This is a genomic window from Vibrio sp. STUT-A16 (genome assembly GCF_026000495.1).
Taxonomy (GTDB): domain Bacteria; phylum Pseudomonadota; class Gammaproteobacteria; order Enterobacterales; family Vibrionaceae; genus Vibrio; species Vibrio diabolicus.
The window spans coordinates 637,106-656,472 of record NZ_AP026765.1; the positions used below are offsets into that span (position 1 = coordinate 637,106).

General features: G+C 45.7%; 13 protein-coding genes. 10 read left to right on the forward strand and 3 right to left on the reverse strand.

The genetic code is table 11. The annotated features are described in order from the left end of the window. Positions 1-95: 95 nt before the first annotated feature. Both dksA and sfsA read right to left on the reverse strand, forming a co-directional pair. Positions 96-542, reverse strand: a complete 447-nt coding sequence (gene dksA / locus OO778_RS03085; protein WP_005386584.1) for an RNA polymerase-binding protein DksA — start codon at positions 540-542, stop codon at positions 96-98. 136 nt (positions 543-678) lie between these two features. Beyond that, the gene (gene sfsA, locus OO778_RS03090) at positions 679-1,395 is read right to left on the reverse strand and encodes a DNA/RNA nuclease SfsA (RefSeq protein WP_005396723.1); all 717 of its coding nucleotides are present in this window, start codon (positions 1,393-1,395) and stop codon (positions 679-681) included. A 66-nt stretch (positions 1,396-1,461) separates the two neighbouring features. On the opposite strand from sfsA, the gene hrpB reads away from it, so the two are divergent. The 10 genes from hrpB to OO778_RS03140 all read left to right on the forward strand — a co-directional run bounded on the left by hrpB (position 1,462) and on the right by OO778_RS03140 (position 17,788). Next, complete coding sequence (gene hrpB, locus OO778_RS03095) at positions 1,462-3,930, forward strand: ATP-dependent helicase HrpB (RefSeq protein ID WP_264910671.1); 2,469 nt, start codon at positions 1,462-1,464, stop codon at positions 3,928-3,930. Further along, positions 3,923-6,295 (forward strand): penicillin-binding protein 1B, encoded by a 2,373-nt coding sequence (mrcB, locus tag OO778_RS03100; protein WP_046875069.1) that lies wholly within the window; start codon positions 3,923-3,925, stop codon positions 6,293-6,295. The genes hrpB and mrcB overlap by 8 nt, the downstream gene beginning before the upstream one ends. Positions 6,296-6,417: 122 nt before the next feature. Continuing rightward, the gene (locus OO778_RS03105) at positions 6,418-8,748 is read left to right on the forward strand and encodes a patatin-like phospholipase family protein (RefSeq protein WP_170890980.1); all 2,331 of its coding nucleotides are present in this window, start codon (positions 6,418-6,420) and stop codon (positions 8,746-8,748) included. A gap of 268 nt (positions 8,749-9,016) precedes the next feature. Beyond that, positions 9,017-11,614 (forward strand): bifunctional aconitate hydratase 2/2-methylisocitrate dehydratase, encoded by a 2,598-nt coding sequence (acnB, locus tag OO778_RS03110; RefSeq protein WP_264910672.1) that lies wholly within the window; start codon positions 9,017-9,019, stop codon positions 11,612-11,614. Positions 11,615-11,713: 99 nt separating this feature from the next. After that, a complete protein-coding gene (locus OO778_RS03115) occupies positions 11,714-12,082 on the forward strand; it encodes a YacL family protein (RefSeq protein ID WP_012841428.1) in 369 nt (122 codons plus the stop codon). A 188-nt stretch (positions 12,083-12,270) separates the two neighbouring features. Further along, positions 12,271-12,609, forward strand: coding sequence for a P-II family nitrogen regulator (locus OO778_RS03120; protein WP_005396729.1), 339 nt, complete (start codon positions 12,271-12,273; stop codon positions 12,607-12,609). Between the two features lie 27 nt (positions 12,610-12,636). Further along, on the forward strand, positions 12,637-13,866 hold the full coding sequence (locus tag OO778_RS03125) for an ammonium transporter (RefSeq protein WP_046875065.1): 1,230 nt from the start codon (positions 12,637-12,639) through the stop codon (positions 13,864-13,866). A 152-nt stretch (positions 13,867-14,018) separates the two neighbouring features. Next, positions 14,019-15,032, forward strand: coding sequence for a Fe(3+) ABC transporter substrate-binding protein (locus OO778_RS03130; protein ID WP_005386566.1), 1,014 nt, complete (start codon positions 14,019-14,021; stop codon positions 15,030-15,032). Positions 15,033-15,131: 99 nt separating this feature from the next. Further along, a complete protein-coding gene (locus tag OO778_RS03135; RefSeq protein WP_074191767.1) occupies positions 15,132-16,757 on the forward strand; it encodes an iron ABC transporter permease in 1,626 nt (541 codons plus the stop codon). Beyond that, positions 16,757-17,788: an ABC transporter ATP-binding protein gene (locus tag OO778_RS03140; RefSeq protein WP_005396732.1), complete on the forward strand. Its 1,032-nt coding sequence runs from the start codon at positions 16,757-16,759 to the stop codon at positions 17,786-17,788. Before OO778_RS03135 ends, OO778_RS03140 begins: the two co-directional genes overlap by 1 nt. Positions 17,789-17,938: 150 nt before the next feature. On the opposite strand, the gene OO778_RS03145 is transcribed toward OO778_RS03140, so the two are convergent. Further along, on the reverse strand, positions 17,939-19,351 hold the full coding sequence (locus OO778_RS03145) for a phosphoglucomutase/phosphomannomutase family protein (protein WP_005396733.1): 1,413 nt from the start codon (positions 19,349-19,351) through the stop codon (positions 17,939-17,941). Positions 19,352-19,367: the final 16 nt, after the last annotated feature.

Here is a 19,367-nt window from a genome sequence, read left to right on the forward strand (position 1 = left end):
CGTGTATCTCGAATTTAGTAAACAAATGGGATGCAAAGGTAGTCAAAACAAAAAGGGAGCCTGAGCTCCCTTCAATAATCATAATGCTTGGTTGATTAACCTTGCATTTGCTTCTCTTTGATTTCTGCAAGTGTTTTACAGTCAATACATAGGTCAGCGGTTGGACGTGCTTCAAGACGGCGAACGCCAATCTCTACGCCACAAGACTCACAGAAGCCAAAATCGTCTTCTTTGATTTTATCCAAAGTCTTTTCAATCTTCTTGATCAAACGGCGTTCGCGGTCGCGGTTACGCAGTTCTAGGCTGAACTCTTCCTCTTGAGAGGCGCGGTCAACTGGATCTGGGAAGTTTGCTGCTTCGTCCTGCATGTGGTGAACGGTACGATCCACTTCAGCTCTCAGCTGGTCGCGCCAAGCTGTTAAGATTTTCGTAAAGTGTTCAACCTGCTCTGGTGACATGTACTCTTCACCAGGTTTTTCCTGATATGGCTCCACGCCGGCAATGGCTAGGATGCCTATCGTTTTCTTCTTTGATTCTGGCATACAGCATCTCCTACTTACACCTAGTCAACTGCTACGCAGTCAATTTAAGGCGGGTATCTATAGCAAAAAGAGGCGGTGCAAGCAAATACTGAATCGCAAAGTTATCGTCAATGTGAAGACGACATCATTTTTTCTCTTAATTGATAAAATCAATAGCGGAAATCAGCTTCATTCCAGTATCGCTCAGTTCAGCTTTGTAGCAGAGAACTTCCACTCCAGCGTCTTGTGCTTGTTTGAGTAATAGTGAATATTTCGCGTCTATATGGTGCGCCGCGGATACTTTTTCAATACCTGAATGTAAAACAGTGAATAAAAGTATGGCTCTACTTCCATTTTGTGCCATTTCTGTGAGCTCTCTCAGGTGCTTTTGTCCCCGAGTCGTGACCGCATCTGGGAAGTATCCTTGTCCAGTAGAGTCGGTCTCATCAAGAAGAGTGACGCTTTTCACTTCTATATAGCACTTTGGCTTGTTGTCTGCGCTGAGCAAGATATCAATTCGGCTATTTTCATTACCGTATTTCACCTCAGTTTGAAGTGTGTCATAACCACAAAGCTCTGAAATGACATTATTTTCAATAGCCTCAACGGCTAATTGGTTGGCGCGCGCGGTATTGATACAAATGCGGTGGCCTTGTTCGGTTTCACTCAACTCCCAACTATTGGGATATTTTCGTTTCGGGTTGTCGGAAGTGGAAAACCAAACTTTGTTTCCGGGGGTCGCACAACCTGTCATAGCGCCAGTGTTTGCGCAGTGGATAGTACGAATTTCACCGGTATCGAGTTCGATATCGGCAAGAAAGCGTTTATAGCGTTTGAGTAGAGTGGCGGACTCTAAAGCGGGTGTGAAATGCATTTGCTTATTTAGACAAAAATTTTTTTATGTACAATGTTGCCACCATTACACCACAAGGTATTTCCTTTGTCACAATTGCCGATTGAAGCCGTGATGCCTGAGTTGCTGACGGCGGTCAAAAATCAACATCAAGTGATCTTAAAAGCGGCGCCTGGTGCCGGTAAGTCGACTTACTTCCCTTTGCAGTTACTCTTAAATCATTCGGTTGCTGGAAAAATCATCATGCTTGAGCCAAGACGACTCGCGGCGCGTAACATTGCCCGTTATCTTGCTGAGCAATTGGGAGAGCAAGTAGGGCAACGCGTGGGTTATCGAGTTCGTGGCGAGGCAAAGGTAAGTTCTGCAACGCAGCTGGAGATCGTAACCGAAGGGATCATGACTCGGATGATCCAAACTGACCCTGAACTGGATGGTGTTGAACTGCTGATCTTTGATGAGTTTCATGAACGCAGCATTCATGCCGATACCGCTTTGGCATTCAGTTTAGAAGTTCAAGAGGCATTGCGAGACGATCTCAAGCTGGTGGTAATGTCGGCAACGCTTGATCAACAAGACTTACAGTCGTTGTTGCCGGAAGCCTGTTACATTGAATCAGAAGGACGCAGTTTCGACGTAGAAATGCGTTACCAACCGTTAGGTGTGAATGATCATTTACCTACGAGTATGGCAAAAACAATAGAAAGTCTTATGAACAAAGAGTCCGGCTCTTTGTTGGCTTTCCTACCGGGCGTTGGGGCAATTAAACAAGTCGAAGAACGTTTATCTCATTTGGCGGATGATATTGAAGTGTGTCCGCTTTATGGGCAACTGAGCTTTACTGAGCAACAAAAAGCCATCACGCCGGCAGAACACGGCAAGCGTAAAGTCGTACTCGCGACCAACATCGCAGAAACTTCACTGACGATTGAAGGCATTCGCCTTGTGGTTGATTCTGGGTTAGAGCGTATTGCCCGGTTTGATTTGAAAAACGGTTTAACACGCTTAGAGCAAACACGCATTGCACAGTCTTCAGCGATTCAGCGTGCAGGACGAGCGGGACGAATAGAAGAGGGCATTTGCGTTCGCCTCTATTCTGAAAGCCAGTTCAAGCAACAGCCGCAGGTTTCTCAACCCGAAATTTTGCATTCCGATTTGGCGAGTTTAGTTATGGAGATCGCATTTTGGGGAGCGAGTGATATCCACGATCTAAAGTGGCTTGATGTTCCCGCTAATGCGTCATTGGAACAAGCGAAGCAGCTATTGGTGTCATTGGGACTACTGACGGAAAAAGGGCAATTAACGTCCGAAGGAAAACAGGCGCATGAACTAGGCGTCGAGCCTCGTGCAGCTGCGATGCTAATTAAAGCGCAATCTTACAGTGATAAGATGTTAAATGCTGCTTTGGCGGCGGTCGCACTGATTGAAGAGCCAGAGAGAAACGTTACCAATATCGCTCATAGCTTGCATCGTTGGCTTGTTGGTACTCATCCAAAAAAGTCGCTGTTGTTCAAGCGTGCTCAATCTCTAGCGTACAAATTGGATACGGTATTTGACCTGAAAGGCGTGGATGAAGATGCATTACCGCTGGTGTTAAGTTTGGCATTTCCAGATCGCATTGCGCAGCAGCGCACAAATCAATTTGGGCGATTTACTTTGGCTAATGGTCATGGTGCAGAATGTCGTCAGGAAGACATGCTAGGTGGCTGTGAGTATTTGGTTGCCGTTGACTTAATGCGTTCTCATTCTAACTCCAGTCAAATTCATTCGGCATGTGAATTGGATGTCAATATATTGCGAGAGACCTTTGAAGCGCTATTTTCGTCTGAAGAAGTTGTAGACTGGGATGAAAAAAGAGGGCGTCTAATGGCTGAGCGACAAACAAAACTCGGTCAGCTGGTGGTTGAACGCGAGCCTTTGCCAAGCCCTGGCAAAGAAAAAATGACACAAGCTTTACTCACGTATGTCCGCCGCCAGGGCTTACAGAGTCTAAACTGGACACCGGCAGCGGAGAGCTTGTTAGCTCGGGTTCGTTGTGCGGTGGAATGGTTACCCGAGCAATCATGGCCAATGTTTGATGAAGCCAGTTTGTTGGATTCATTAGAAGAGTGGTTAGAGCCGTACATGACGTCCGTCAGTTCGGTTAACGATTTGAGCAAGATAAACTTGGTCGAAGCGCTGAACGCTCGATTAGGATGGCCACTCAATCAACAACTGGATGAATGGTTACCAGAGCATTACCAACTGCCGACAGGTTCAAAGAAGCGTATCCGTTACCAGTATGGCCATGAGCCGAAATTATCGGTGCGTATGCAAGAGGTATTTGGTGAGAGTGGCTCTCCTACGGTAGCACTTGGTCGCAAGCGTTTGGTGCTTGAACTGCTTTCACCGGCACAACGTCCATTGCAAGTGACGTCTGACTTGGCGGCTTTCTGGAATGGAAGCTATAAAGACGTCCAAAAAGAGATGAAAGGGCGCTACCCAAAACACGTTTGGCCAGATGATCCTGCCAATCATGTAGCAACTACGAAAACAAAAAGACAATTGAATAATGACTAACAGCAAGAAGCCTAGCGCGAAAAAAGCGCCAGCGAAGAAAAGTACAACCAATAAAGGAACGACAAAACCGACTCGACGCACACCGAGTAAAAAGCCGGCTAACGAGAAACGTTCGTGGCTGAAAGTTTTGTGGTCATTTAGCTGGAAAGCCGGTGTTGCGCTTGCCGCTGTTTTGCTGTTTGTGGGTATTTATTTAGATAGTGTCGTGAAAGAGCGCTTTGAAGGCCAGCTGTTTGAACTGCCAACGGTGGTTTATGCTCGCATCTTGAACTTAAATCCTGGTGAAAATATCACCATTCAAGAACTGCGCAACGAGCTGGATGTACTGAATTACCGTAAGGTAAGTCAGCCTCGCTATCCTGGTGAGTACTCTTCTTCTTCCACTCGTATTGAGCTGATCCGTCGTCCATTTGAATTTGCCGATGGTCCTGAACCGGATCGTCACGTGATGCTCCATTTTTCAGATTCTGGCTTACAGCGTATTCAGTCTTTAGAGTCCCGAGGTGATCTTGGTTACTTACGCTTAGAGCCTAAGATGTTGGGGATGCTGGAGAAAGATCAAGATGAGCAGCGTCTGTTCTTGCGTCGTGATCAGTTCCCGGAAATTTTAGTTGATGCACTGCTTGCGACCGAAGACCGGGATTTTTATCAACACGATGGGGTGTCTCCACTCGCGATTGCACGAGCAATGGTTGCAAACATTAAAGCGGGTCGTACTGTTCAAGGTGGTAGTACGCTAACTCAGCAGTTGGCGAAAAACCTGTTTTTGACCCGTGATAAGACGCTGTGGCGCAAAGTTAGAGAAGCGTATATTGCGTTAATTTTGGATTACCGTTACAGCAAAGATCGTATTTTGGAAGCCTACCTTAACGAAGTGTATCTAGGGCAAAGCGGTGGTGAAGCGATCCACGGGTTTGGCTTGGCATCGCGTTATTACTTTGGACAACCGATCCAAGAGCTGCGAATCGATCAGCTGGCGATGTTAGTTGGGATGGTAAAAGGACCATCTTACTACAATCCAATTCGTTACCCTGAGCGCACGAAAGAGCGCCGCGATCTTGTATTACGTTTGTTGATGCAGCAAAACATGCTGACATCTGAGCAGTATGAGCAAGCCGTCAGTCGTTCGCTTGATACGCAGAGTAAACCACGTATTGCGAGCCGTCAGCCCGCTTATTTCCAACAATTGAGCATTGAATTGAAAGAAAAAGTGGGGGAGCGATTTAAAGCGGAAACCGGACTACGCGTGTTTACGTCTCTGGATCCGGTATCGCAAAGCAAAATGGAGCAAGCCATCGCGAAAAAGATCCCGGAGCTAGCTAAACGAGGCGGTAAAGAATTAGAAGCCGCTGCAGTCGCGGTTGATCGTCATAGTGGTGAAATCCGTGCCATGGTTGGCGGTAAACGTGTTGGTTATGAAGGTTTTAACCGCGCGCTCAATGCCAGTCGTCCAATTGGTTCTTTAGTTAAACCAGCGATTTACTTGACGGCTCTAGAACAACCGGAAAAATATAACCTAGGCACGACGCTACACGACACGCCGCTAAGCCTGAAAAGCAGTAAAGGTAATGTATGGACACCGCGTAACTACGACCGAAAATACCGTGGTGATGTGCCACTCTACATTGCTTTAGCGAAGTCACTCAACGTGCCAACTGTGCGCTTAGGCATGGCGCTTGGTATCCCAGAAGTATCCAATACTTTAGAACGTTTGGGCGTCAACAAAGACGAAATCCGCCCAGTGCCTTCGATGTTTTTGGGCTCGTTTTCTTTGACGCCGTTTGAAGTCGCGCAGATGTATCAGACACTTACGAACTCAGGCAAACGTGCGAAACTGACCGCTCTGCGTTCAGTGATGGATATGGAAGGTAATGTGCTGTATCAATCCTTGCCTCGTTCATCAAGAGCCGTGGATGAGCAAGCAGCATGGCTAACGACCTACGCGATGAAACAGGGGGTTGCTCAAGGTACAGGCCGCTTCTTACAAAGCCAGTTTGGTTGGGCTGCACTGGCAGGAAAAACGGGTACCAGTAACGATAACCGCGATAGCTGGTTTGTCGGTGTTGATGGCCGTGAAGTGACGACAATTTGGCTAGGCCGCGACGATAACAAACCGGTTCATCTAACGGGGTCGAGCGGTGCATTACGAGTGTACGCAGAGTATTTGAAGCAACGCATTCCTGAGCGTTTAGAGCTTCCGTGGCCAAGAGAGATCACCACGTTAGGGTTTAAGCCGACATCAGATGGTGGTTTAGAAATGAACTGTCGTAGTGATTATAAACTGCCAGTTTGGGATAAAACGGGTCAAATAAAGCAGCAGTGTGAGAAGAAATCAAACTGGCTTAACAGCTTATTTGATTGGTAGCATCGCCAAATCAACAACATTAGCTTGTCTCTCTGGTCAATTCTTAGTACATATTAGGGCGTGTTAGTGCGGTGCTGCTAGCACGCCCTACTTGATAAGAAATTCAAAAAAGGAAGAAGTGAATGTTCAAAAAGCTGTTATCAAGCCCGCCGACTCGCCATTTCGCGCTTTGGGTTAGTGCCTTTTTGATCACCACTCCTTCTGTTTCCCTCGCAAACTCTCTAGCAAAAACGGATGATGTGGAGCCTCGCCCAAAGGTGGCGGTTGTGCTCGCCGGTGGCGGAGCAAAAGGCGCTGCGCATATCGGCGTCCTTAAAGCGTTAGAAGAGATGCAGATCCCGGTCGATATCGTAACGGGCACTAGTATGGGCGCTTATGTTGGTGGTCTCTATGCCACGGGGATGAGCGCTGATGAAATTGAAAGCTTTATCTACACCGTAGATTGGAGCAGTGGCTATCGAGATCGTGTCGACCGTAGTCAACGCCGAGTTCGTGATAAAGAGTATGAAGACCGCTATCAAATTAACACTGACCTCGGCTTAAGATTTGGTGAGGTTCGTGCCCCAACGGGGGTCGTGCAAGGCCAGAACATGTTGCGCGTATTGCGCGAGACTACTGGGAATTTGGGACGATTCGATTCTTTTGATGATCTTGCCATTCCTTACCGCTCTGTGGCGACAGATATTCTTGCGCTAGAGGAAGTGGTTCTTGGCAATGGCTACCTCGTGGACGCCATGATGGCCAGTATGTCTGTACCAGGAGCGCTCCCTCCCTATAAGCTCAATGGCCATATGCTTGTCGATGGTGGCGTCGTTAATAATATGCCTGTCGATGTGGCTCGCGCCATGGGGGCAGGTGTTGTTATTGCTGTCGATATTAGCACCGACTACAAAACCGAAGATGAGTTTACCGGGCTGTTTACTGTAGCGGATCAACTTTCTAATTACCTAGTCCGTCGCAGTACGCAACAGCAAGTGGACGAGCTTGAACCTCAAGATATTTATATTCGTCCCAATGTGGGCACCATGGAAACGGTCGAGTTCGACAAAATGCCTTGGGCTTTTCAAGCGGGTTACGATATTACCAAGCAGCTTGAAGATAAGCTGCTTGGTCTAAGTTTATCGAACGCAGAATACCAAAAGTACATCGATCACAAGCAAGAGGTACGTAAGACGCTGGTTTACGGTGATAAACGCATTGTTGATGACATTGTGATAGTGAATAACACCCACTACAGTGATGTATTACTTACTAACCGTATTCAATTGAAAACAGGTCGTCGTATTCCAACGGCTGAAATAGAAAAAGCCGTTGAAAATCTCTATGCGTTGGATCGTTTTGAGTTAATCACTTACCACTTTGAAGATGTTGATGGTAAGACATTGTTGGTTTTTGATGTTAACGAAAAGTCGTGGGGGCCGAATTACGTTAACTTTCGATTTTTCCTTGAAGATGACTTCGATACGGATAGCCAATACGGCATCGGTATGTCGACCAATTTTACTAATTTAAACTCGCATGGTGCAGAGTTGGCGTTCAACGTAGAAATGGGCACGGATAAGCTGATAGAAGCTGAGTTGTATTCGCCTGTTTTATCTAGTCAAACGCTTTTTGTTGCTGGCCGTGTTGGATACAGCAGTGAAGATAGAAACTTACCTTTTAGCGAATTTGAAAATCCGGACCTCAGCTCAGTTAACGACTTCTTACCCGTTTCCTATAATGACTTTGCTTCTGAACTGGCGATTGGCATTCAACCTACGTTATGGCAAGAGTTGCGCCTTGGTGCTCGTTACTCTACAGGAGATATTGAGCTGTCTACCTTGGCCTCGGCAGGGCAGCTAGACTTCGAGCGCAAAGGTATATTTGCGAGCTATCGACTCGATACGCTTGATGATTTTGCATTTCCTACTCGCGGACTGCTGGTCGATCTTGAATATTTCGTATCCCATGACAAGAGTCCGGAAGGCATCACTCTGCTCGACACGGAAAAGATGATTGAAGATACCGTGTATGAAATCTCCGCGCGATTCAAAGGTGCGGTCAGTCATCAGCGTCATACTTTAGTCGGACATGCAGAATATAGTTTTGTAGAAAGTAAAAATTCATCGGTTCCACTTGATCCGAGAGAGTTAGGCGGCTTTTTAAACCTATCTGGCATCCCAAGAAATAGCTTGATTGGACAGAACCTGTTTTTTAGTAGCTTGGTGTACCGATACAAATGGTTCGACAACGACTTTGGACTATTTGAAGCGCCAGTCTACCTAGGTGCATCAGTGGAATACGGTGGAGTGTGGTCAGATAATGATCTGAAGCTGAATGAAGCGCCACTTTACAATGCTGGCTCTATTTTCTTTGGTGTTGACTCACCAATCGGGCCAATTATGTTGGCTTATGGTCGTACTGAGCAGGATATGGATGCTGTGTATTTGATCGTAGGAACGTCGTTTAATTAACCGGGTATAAGAAAGCAAAAACTTGGCATATTTGGTCAAAATTAGCAGAACTTTAGTCGTAAGTTGCTATGTTGGTCAAAATGATAAGATTTTAATTTAAGGTTAAATTTGCTATTATTTTGCCCACAGTTTGGCCTCTACGGCGCTGTTTCTCAATCATAATTGAATGAAAACAAGGGCAATGGAGAGCCAAGTTTCCAAGGATGTTCACTCCTTTACTTTAACAATAGTAATAATAGAGGAGGAACCGCAATGAGAGGAAAAAGTCGTGCTTGAAGCCTACCGTAAACACGTCGAAGAGCGTGCTGCTGAAGGAGTTGTTCCTAAACCGCTAGACGCAGAACAAGTTGCTGGACTTGTAGAACTTCTGAAAAATCCCCCGCAAGGTGAAGAAGAGTTCATTCTTGACCTACTTGAAAACCGTATCCCTCCAGGTGTTGATGAAGCTGCTTATGTAAAAGCGGGTTTCCTAACAGCAGTAGCAAAAGGTGAAGTTAAATCACCACTTGTGAGCCGTGAAAAAGCGGCTGAACTGCTAGGCACTATGCAAGGTGGTTACAACATCGCACCGCTAGTTGAGCTATTGGATGACGAAGCACTGGCAGAGATTGCTGTAGAAGCGCTGTCTCATACACTTCTGATGTTTGATGCTTTCTATGATGTAGAAGAGAAAGCAAAAGCAGGCAATGCGCATGCACAGAAAGTACTTCAGTCATGGGCTGATGCTGAGTGGTTCCTTTCTAAGCCTAAGCTTGAAGAAAAAGTCACTCTAACTGTATTTAAAGTAACAGGTGAAACGAACACGGATGACCTTTCACCTGCACCTGATGCTTGGTCTCGTCCTGATATCCCAGTGCACGCACTTGCGATGCTGAAGAACGAGCGTGAAGGCATCAATCCTGATCAACCGGGCAATATTGGTCCGATCAAGCAAATTGAAGAATTGAAAGAAAAAGGTCACCAATTGGTTTACGTTGGTGATGTTGTTGGTACTGGTTCTTCACGTAAATCTGCAACCAACTCAGTACTTTGGTTCATGGGAGATGATATCCCTTACGTTCCAAACAAACGTGCTGGTGGTTATGTGCTTGGTGGTAAAATTGCACCTATCTTCTTCAACACAATGGAAGATGCGGGCGCACTACCAATCGAAGTCGACGTGACTAAGCTCAACATGGGCGATGTTATCGATGTTTACCCATATGAAGGTAAAGTTTGTAATCACGAAACAGGTGAAGTTTTAGCTGAGTTCTCGCTGAAAACGGAAGTACTGATTGATGAAGTTCGTGCTGGCGGTCGTATCCCATTGATCATCGGTCGTGGTTTGACAGACAAAGCGCGTCAATCGCTAGGTCTTGAGCCTTCGGATGTATTCCGTAAACCTGGTGAAATTGCAGATTCTGGCAAGGGTTACACGCTTGCACAGAAAATGGTTGGTAAAGCGTGTGGCGTAGAAGGCATTCGCCCTGGTACCTACTGTGAGCCGAAGATGACGACAGTAGGCTCGCAAGATACTACCGGCCCTATGACTCGTGATGAACTTAAAGACTTGGCGTGTTTGGGCTTCTCTGCTGACCTTGTCATGCAGTCTTTCTGTCACACCTCTGCGTACCCAAAACCAGTAGACGTAAACACGCACCACACACTTCCGGACTTTATTATGAACCGCGGTGGTGTATCTCTTCGCCCGGGTGACGGTATTATCCACTCATGGCTAAACCGTATGCTACTGCCGGATACAGTCGGTACGGGTGGTGACTCACATACTCGTTTCCCGCTAGGTATTTCATTCCCAGCAGGTTCGGGGTTGGTTGCCTTTGCTGCTGCGACAGGCGTTATGCCACTAGATATGCCTGAGTCAATCTTGGTTCGCTTTAAAGGTGAAATGCAACCGGGTATCACACTACGTGACCTTGTTCATGCCATCCCTTACTACGCGATTCAGCAAGGTCTACTAACAGTAGAGAAAGCGGGCAAGATCAACGAATTCTCTGGTCGTATCCTTGAGATTGAAGGCCTAGAAACGCTAACTGTTGAGCAAGCATTTGAGCTGTCTGATGCTTCTGCTGAGCGTTCGGCGGCAGGTTGTACTGTGAAACTGTCGCAAGAGTCGATCGAAGAGTACCTAAACTCTAACATCGTGATGCTGAAGTGGATGATCTCTGAAGGTTACGGTGACCGCCGTACTATTGAACGTCGTATTACAGCGATGGAAGAGTGGCTAGCAAATCCTGAGCTGATGCAAGCGGATAAAGACGCTGAATACGCACATATTATTGAAATCGATATGGCTGAAATCAATGAGCCAGTACTATGTGCACCGAATGATCCGGATGACGCTCGCTTGTTGTCTGAAGTACAAGGCACAGCGATTGATGAAGTGTTCATCGGTTCTTGTATGACGAATATCGGTCACTTCCGCGCTGCTGGTAAGCTGCTAGATAAGTTCAACGGACAGCTTGCAACTCGTCTATGGATCGCTCCGCCAACGAAGATGGACAAGGATCAGCTAACGGAAGAGGGTTATTACGGTATCTTTGGCCGTGCTGGGGTTCGAATCGAAACACCAGGATGTTCACTGTGTATGGGTAACCAAGCGCGTGTTGCAGACAAATCAACAGTGATGTCTACCTCAACGCGTAACTTCCCGAACCGTCTAGGTACTGGTGCGAATGTTTACCTGTCGTCTGCGGAACTAGCTGCCGTAGGTGCAATCCTTGGTAAGATTCCAACTAAAGAAGAGTACTTGGAGTATGCGAAGCAAATTGATGCAACCGCTACAGATACTTACCGCTACTTGAACTTCCATAAAATGGATCAGTACACCAAGAAAGCGGATGAAGTGATATTCCAAGAGCCTGCATAAGTTTAACTGCACAATTAAAAAGCACCTCAAACGAGGTGCTTTTTTTATGGGCGCAATTCGCTATACTCCGCACCAAATTGATACGAAAAGGCAATCTCGATGGAATTTGAATTCATCCGTAACACGTTGATGGGCGAGTACTACGTAAAATGCAGCATGGGGCATGAGATTGTTGGGCGCTGGCTACAAGAAGAAATTGGCAAAGATCCTATGAAGATAGCTCAGGTTGAAAAGCTAATTGAGCAGTCATTTTCAGCGCCTTCTCAAGAGCATAACCTAACAGGTACAGAAATTAGCTTGATGATTCAGGGCGATGAAGTCCTAGTGCAAGAAAACGCATTGGCCCATGACCATGATGTTGAGATGGAAAGTGAATTCGATTTCTACAATGCAGAAAGTACAGCAAGCTGTGGAATAGAGGACTTCATGATTCTTATCGAGCGATGGAAAGACTTTTTGAACATTTAGTGCACAGTTTTGGGTAACTTTCCTTCTGTTGCTTTAAATTTGTGAAAAGGGTGCACCGATATGGTGCGCCCTTTTTGTTTATAGATATGTAAATTGACGTTAGTTTTTATTATTCAATGACTTAAAAACTTGGCACGTAGATTGGATTATTAGAAGTGTTTCAGGATGAAAGCTTCGGAGAGAATTGAATGAAAATAATCAATGCCATTATTAAGCCGTTTAAATTAGACGATGTGCGAGAAGCATTGGCTAACGTCGGTATCGAAGGGATGACGGTATCAGAAGTTAAAGGGTTTGGTCGTCAAAAAGGCCACACGGAACTGTATCGCGGCGCTGAGTATCAGGTCGATTTCCTACCAAAAGTGAAAATTGAAATCGCTACTCACGCGGATAATGTTGAGCGAGTGGTTGAAGCGATTACAAAAGCTGCGCAAACAGGAAAGATTGGTGACGGTAAAATTTTTGTCTACGACCTGAACCAAGCGGTGCGTATCCGAACGGGCGAAATGGACGCAGAAGCACTTTAAGAATTCAAGGGATTGGAGAAACTTATTATGGAATTAACAACAACAGTAACCGAGTTACGTTACGCACTTGACACCTTTTTCTTCCTCATTTCCGGTGCGTTGGTAATGTGGATGGCAGCTGGTTTTGCGATGCTAGAGGCTGGTCTTGTGCGCTCTAAGAACACAACAGAAATTCTTACGAAGAACATCTGTTTGTACGCAATTGCATGTACGATGTTTCTGATCGTTGGTTACAACATCATGTATGTCGACAACGGAGAAGGAGGCTGGTTACCTTCATTTGGTGCGTTGATTGGTACCCAAGGAGAAGGGGCTGATCACTCTCTAGAATCTGACTTCTTCTTCCAAGTCGTCTTCGTTGCAACGGCAATGTCCGTCGTTTCTGGTGCGGTGGCTGAACGTATGAAGCTTTGGTCTTTCTTGGTTTTCTCTGCAATTTTGACCGCATTTATCTACCCAATGGAAGGTTATTGGACATGGGGCGGTGGCTTCCTAGCAGAAGCTGGATTTAGCGACTTTGCAGGTTCAGGTATCGTACATATGGCTGGTGCTTCTGCAGCTCTTGCTGGTGTATTGCTTCTTGGTGCTCGCAAAGGTAAATATGGCAAAAACGGTGAAATCTACCCGATTCCAGGTTCAAACATGCCTTTGGCAACACTAGGTACTTTCATCCTTTGGTTTGGTTGGTTTGGGTTTAACGGTGGTTCTCAGTTGATGGTTTCAGACTTTGAGAACGCAACAGCGGTAGGTCAGATCTTCCTAAACACCAACGCAGCAGCTGCTGCAGGTGCTATTGCGGCGCTATTTGTATGTAAAACAACTTGGGGCAAAGCGGACTTAACGATGATTCTCAATGGTGCGCTAGCTGGCTTGGTTGCCATCACTGCAGATCCTCTATCACCATCGCCATTATATGCGGTTGCTATCGGTGCAGTATCTGGCGCGCTAGTCGTATTCAGCATCATTGGCCTAGATAAACTGAAAATTGATGACCCAGTCGGTGCGATTTCAGTGCACGGTGTTTGTGGCTTCTTTGGTTTGATGGTCGTACCACTAAGTAACGGCGATGCTACATTCGGTGCACAGCTTTTAGGTGCTGTCGTTATCTTTGCTTGGGTATTTGGTGCTAGCCTAGTGGTGTGGGCTATCTTGAAAGCAACCGTTGGAATTCGCGTCACGGAAGATGAAGAAATGGAAGGTATGGACATGCATGATTGTGGCGTCGGTGCGTACCCAGAATTTGTCACTGTGAAGTAATCAATAGCCTGTAATAAATAGTTACACTCTCAACATTAAAAAACCTGCTCCGATGAGCAGGTTTTTTAATATTTGTCATTGTCTTCTTATTGAACATACATATAATAACGCAACTGATAAACGTTATCATTAGCATGGTAAAGGATTAAACAATGAAAAAACTGCTAACTCTTTCAGCATTAACTTGCGCAACCTTAGCTCCAACAGCAATGGCTGCTGAAGAAGTGAACGTCTACTCTTACCGTCAACCTTTCCTAGTTGAACCTATGTTCAACGAGTTCACTAAAGAAACTGGCATCAAAGTAAACGTAAAATTTGCTAAAAAAGGCTTAGCAGAAAAGCTAGCTCAAGAAGGCGAGTACAGCCCAGCTGACGTTATCCTTACGACAGACATCAGTCGTCTAGCTGAACTGACAAACAAAGGTTTAGTTCAGAAAGTAGATAGCAAAATCATTGAAGAAAACGTACCAGCTCAATACCAAGATAAAGAGAATGAGTGGTTTGCCCTAACTCTACGCTCTCGTAGTGTTTACTCTTCACGTGATCGCGTAGGTAAACTAGGCGCAGATTTCAACTATGCAGATCTAGCTAAGCCAGAGTTCAAAGGTAAAATTTGTACTCGTAGCGGTAAGCACCCGTACAACGTTTCTCTAGTTTCAGCAATGATTGCTCACAATGGCGAAGCAGAAACCAAAGAGTGGTTGGAAGGCGTGAAAGCAAACCTTGCTCGCAAACCACAAGGCAACGATCGTGCACAAGTTAAAGCGATCAAAGAAGGTCTATGTGATGTTTCTCTAGGTAACAGCTACTACCTAGGTAAAATGGTTAATGACAAAGAGCAAAAAGCTTGGGCAGATGCAGTTTACATCAACTTCCCTAACCAAGAGACTACAGGTACTCACGTAAACATCTCTGGTATGGCGATGGCGAAGTACTCTCCAAACAAAGACAATGCTGTGAAGCTAATGGAATTCCTAACGGGTGACAAAGCGCAGCAGATGTACGCAGAAGTTAACTACGAGTACCCTGTTAAAGAAGGCGTGAAGCGTTCTGAACTTGTGGAATCTTGGGGTGACTTTAAAGCAGACAAGCTTTCTCTAGACGATATTGCAGCCAACCACGAAGCGGCAATTAAGCTATTAGACGAAGTGAAATTTGACCTTTAATTCCTTGTGGGGGTATAACAGTACCCCCATTTGATTAAAGGATATGAGATGTATTTGCAACAGCATTTGTATTTCATACAGCCTTGCAGTAATTAGGCGATGAAAGATAAACACTCTTTATGGAAAACCAGTAGTGGGGTAATAACTCTGTTACTGGTTTTGCCGATCTTAGCGATCTTCTACACCGCAATTGGTGAAACGGATGATTTGTTTGCCCATTTAATGGCGACAGTCATGCCGACTTATATTTTTAACACGGTTGCGCTCACTATTGGCGTAATGGTGTTGTCCTTAATTCTTGGTATACCAAGCGCTTGGATAATGGCCATGTGTAAACTGCCGACCGAAAAATGGTTGCAGTGGGCATTGGTGCTACCTCTTGCGATGCCAGGTTATATCATTGGTTATATTTTTACTGATTGGTTTGATTTTGCAGGACCGATTCAGATCTTTTTGCGTGATGTAACCGGATGGGGACCTGGCGAGTATTGGTTCCCTGATATTCGCACCTTGCCTGGCGCGACCTTTGTGTTGGCTTTAGTGCTGTACCCTTATGTGTATTTGCTGTGTCGAGCTGCATTTATGGAGCAAAATGTCTCTTTGTTGCAAAGCGCGCGTTTGCTCAAATGCTCTCCATGGGAAAGCTTTTGGCGCATCTCGATGCCATTAGTGCGACCTTCTATCGCTGTGGGTTTGTCGCTGGTCGCAATGGAGACTATCGGTGACTTTGGTACTGTAAGTTACTTCGCTGTGAATACGTTAACCACAGCGGTCTACGATACTTGGTTGGGATACTCTAATCTTAATGCTGCAGCCAAGATTTCTGCCATGATGCTCGTCATTGTAGTACTGCTTCTCAGTGCAGAACGCTACAGTCGTCGTAAACAAAAGCTTTTTCAAAGCCAATTTAACAGTCACGAAGATTTTCGTTATGAGTTGACGGGCTGGAAAAAGTGGACCGCGCTGGTTTGGTGTTGGGGCTTGGTTTCGGTCGCGTTTATTTTGCCATTACTACAGCTGATTGATTATGCGATAACTTACTTTGCGCAGAGTTGGACCCCCGAGTTTCGTGAATACGCATGGAATAGTTTGGTCGTGTCGGTTATTGCCGCCATTATTGGTGTTGCTGTCGCACTGATCGTTAACTTTACCCATCGCGTCAATGGCAAGCGCGAAAGCTTGGCATTTATGCGTCTTTCTTCGATGGGGTATGCAGTGCCAGGAACCGTATTAGCGATTGGTGTGATGGTCGCAGTACTGTTTATGGATCACCGCGTCAACGACTTTGCTAAAGCCATGGAATGGGGAAGACCGGGACTTATTTTTTCTGGCTCCATGTTCGCCCTGGTTTTTGCCATGGTTGTGCGCTTTTCAGCGGTGGCGATTGGTAGTATCGAAAGTAATTTAAATAAAATTTCGCCTTCGTTAGATATGGCGTCTCGCACCATGGGTTGTAAGCCTAATGCCATGCTGTGGCGTGTGCACTTTCCGCTGGTTAAACGTGGTGCACTGATTGCGGCTCTGTTAGTGTTTATCGAGTCGATGAAAGAGCTCAATGCGGCTCTATTACTTCGTCCATTTAACTTTGAAACACTAGCCACATACGTTTATAACTTCGCCTCGGATGAGCATTTAGAATTGGCCGCTTTGCCTGCGGTTCTGTTGGTTCTTGTTGGGTTGATCCCGCTTGTTGTTGTTAACCGTTCACTGGAGCAAAATCACTGATGAGCTGCGCATTATCAATTAAAAACCTAACTTGCCAATATGATGATCAAACCGTACTGGAGTCATTGTCTCTTGAGGTGGAACAAGGGCAAATTGTCTGTTTACTAGGTGCAAGTGGTTGCGGAAAAACAACACTATTAAAAGCCGTTGCAGGGCTATTGCCATTAACGTCAGGCGAAATGAGCTTAAATTGCGTCACGATTGATGATGGGGAGAACTGGTTGCCACCAGAACAGCGTAATATCGGGATGATTTTCCAAGATTATGCGCTTTTTCCTCACCTGACGGTGGAGCAAAATATTGCCTTTGGCTTAAAGCATTACTCGACAAAAGAGAAAAATGGCAAAGTTCAAGAGATGCTCGAGCTCGTGCATTTGCAAGGCTATGGCGATCGTTATCCACATCAGTTGTCTGGTGGACAGCAGCAGCGTGTTGCGATTGCTCGCTCATTAGCTTACAGCCCAGACTTATTGTTGCTAGATGAGCCGTTCTCTAATATTGATACGCAAGTTCGCCATGAGCTGATAAGTGAGATCCGTAAGATTTTTAAGGCGCAAGGCGTGACTGCCATTTTTGTTACGCATAGCCGTGAAGAGGCTTTTGCCTTCGCGGATAAAATGGCAGTGATGAACAATGGTGTTATCGAGCAGTATGGTACGGCATCTGAGCTTTACTACCAGCCTTCAAGTAAGTTTGTTGCGGATTTCTTAGGTGGTGGTAGCTATCTGGCCGCTAAACGAGTTTCGGATTCAGAATATGAAACCCACTTGGGTGTGGTTGAAGCCACAGCCCAACAAGAGATCCCAGTGCAGTCTGAATGCTCTTTGTTGCTAAGGCCGCAACATGTGCAAATTCAATCCGATGAAGAGAGCTCAGTAACGGTGCTGGAGCAGCACTTTATGGGCGACCATTGCCGCTACGTGATTGATGCGAATGGCGACCGTTTGTTGGCTACAGCATCGCAGGCATTAAATATTGGTGAGTCTGTTGCTGTGAAAATTGAAACGCAGGGCGTGCTGGCATTCGCATAACGTTACTGGGTACCTTTACTATTCTCTTATGCCTGCCTACACACAATAAAAAAGCCCGGCAGTGATGCCGGGCAAGTATTCTTCCCCTTAGCGACAGCTTGAATTACATGACAAGCGTAGCCGAAGTGCTCGAAGCGGGCACAAGGTCAGTTATAAAGATAAGAAGTCTTTAAACTGTTGAAGAACACGTTCCGCAGTGTCCTTATCTTGCATTTCTGCAAAAATACGCAGTAGTGGCTCAGTACCAGAGAAGCGGGCGATGATCCAACCGCCATTCTTGAAGTAGACTTTCGCACCATCTTCGTAGCTGACTTTTTCGATCTCAAACTCAAACTCAGGCAGTTGTTTTTCAACATATATCTTGTTGAACAGGACTTCTTTTTGCGCTGGTTTGAATTTGCAATCACCTTCTGCCATGTACGCGTAGCCGTACTTACCGTAGATTTCATCTAGCAACTCAGACAATTTCTTGCCTGTTACTGAAATCATTTCAACTAACAAGCTAGACGCGAAGACGCCATCTTTACCTTTGATGTGGCCACGAATGGTTAGGCCGCCAGAGCTTTCCCCACCAATCAGTGAGTCATCCGCTTCCATTTGAGAACTGATGTGCTTAAAGCCTACTGGTACCTCAAAGCATTTTTCACCGTGGTCTTCAGCAATTTTATCGAGAAGATGAGTCGTCGCGATGTTACGTACCACGGAACCTGTCCAACCTTTGTACTCCAATAAGTAATAATAAAGTAGAATCAGGACTTCATTCGGATGAATGAAGTTACCTTTTTCGTCAATAATACCAAGACGGTCCGCATCGCCATCGGTACCGATGCCAATATCGTAACCTTGCTCTTTTACTAGGTGCATCAAACGGTAGAGTGTTGCAGCACTTGGCGAAGGCATTAACCCACCGAAGTCTGGGTTTTTTCCATCGTTAATCACATCAACGTCACAGCGGCCGTTGATTAATACGGTTTGCAGTGCATTTTTTGCGACACCGAACATCGGGTCAATCAAAACGCGTAGGTTGGCTTTTTTGATCGACTCGATATCAATAAAGTTAATTATCGAATCTACGAATTCGTTCATCGGGTTGATAATTTGAATCAGCTTATCTTCAACCGCTTGTTCAAAATCGACACTTTTTACATCTTGTGCAGTGAGCGTATTGATTTGTGATTCGATTTTCTGGGTGATGATTTCATCTGCATCACGACCGCCTTCAATGAAGACTTTAATACCGTTGTAATCGGCCGGGTTGTGCGATGCCGTAATACATGCCGAGTAAGCGCAGCCCATTTCCTTCGCTTTAAACATTACGATAGGCGTTGGAACAAACTTATCGATAAAGCTAACGACGATGCCGTTTGCTGCTAAAACTTCGGCAAACCAACGGCCAGCTTTGTCAGACAGAAAGCGACGGTCATAGCCAATCACAAAGCCGCGATCAGCAACCGATTCGTTATTCGTGATGTTTGCAACTGCTTGAGCGACCAAACGTACATTATCTTTAGTGAACTCCTCACCGATAAATGCACGCCAACCGCCTGTACCAAATTTGATCATGATTCGATCCTCGATA

Bases quoted from the DNA above. Each gene is read 5' to 3' on its own strand.
- dksA (WP_005386584.1), bottom strand. From the start codon at position 542: ATGCCAGAATCAAAGAAGAAAACGATAGGCATCCTAGCCATTGCCGGC.
- sfsA (WP_005396723.1), bottom strand. From the start codon at position 1,395: ATGCATTTCACACCCGCTTTAGAGTCCGCCACTCTACTCAAACGCTAT.
- mrcB (WP_046875069.1), top strand. From the start codon at position 3,923: ATGACTAACAGCAAGAAGCCTAGCGCGAAAAAAGCGCCAGCGAAGAAA.
- OO778_RS03105 (WP_170890980.1), top strand. From the start codon at position 6,418: ATGTTCAAAAAGCTGTTATCAAGCCCGCCGACTCGCCATTTCGCGCTT.
- OO778_RS03115 (WP_012841428.1), top strand. From the start codon at position 11,714: ATGGAATTTGAATTCATCCGTAACACGTTGATGGGCGAGTACTACGTA.
- OO778_RS03120 (WP_005396729.1), top strand. From the start codon at position 12,271: ATGAAAATAATCAATGCCATTATTAAGCCGTTTAAATTAGACGATGTG.
- OO778_RS03125 (WP_046875065.1), top strand. From the start codon at position 12,637: ATGGAATTAACAACAACAGTAACCGAGTTACGTTACGCACTTGACACC.
- OO778_RS03130 (WP_005386566.1), top strand. From the start codon at position 14,019: ATGAAAAAACTGCTAACTCTTTCAGCATTAACTTGCGCAACCTTAGCT.
- OO778_RS03135 (WP_074191767.1), top strand. From the start codon at position 15,132: ATGAAAGATAAACACTCTTTATGGAAAACCAGTAGTGGGGTAATAACT.
- OO778_RS03140 (WP_005396732.1), top strand. From the start codon at position 16,757: ATGAGCTGCGCATTATCAATTAAAAACCTAACTTGCCAATATGATGAT.
- OO778_RS03145 (WP_005396733.1), bottom strand. From the start codon at position 19,351: ATGATCAAATTTGGTACAGGCGGTTGGCGTGCATTTATCGGTGAGGAG.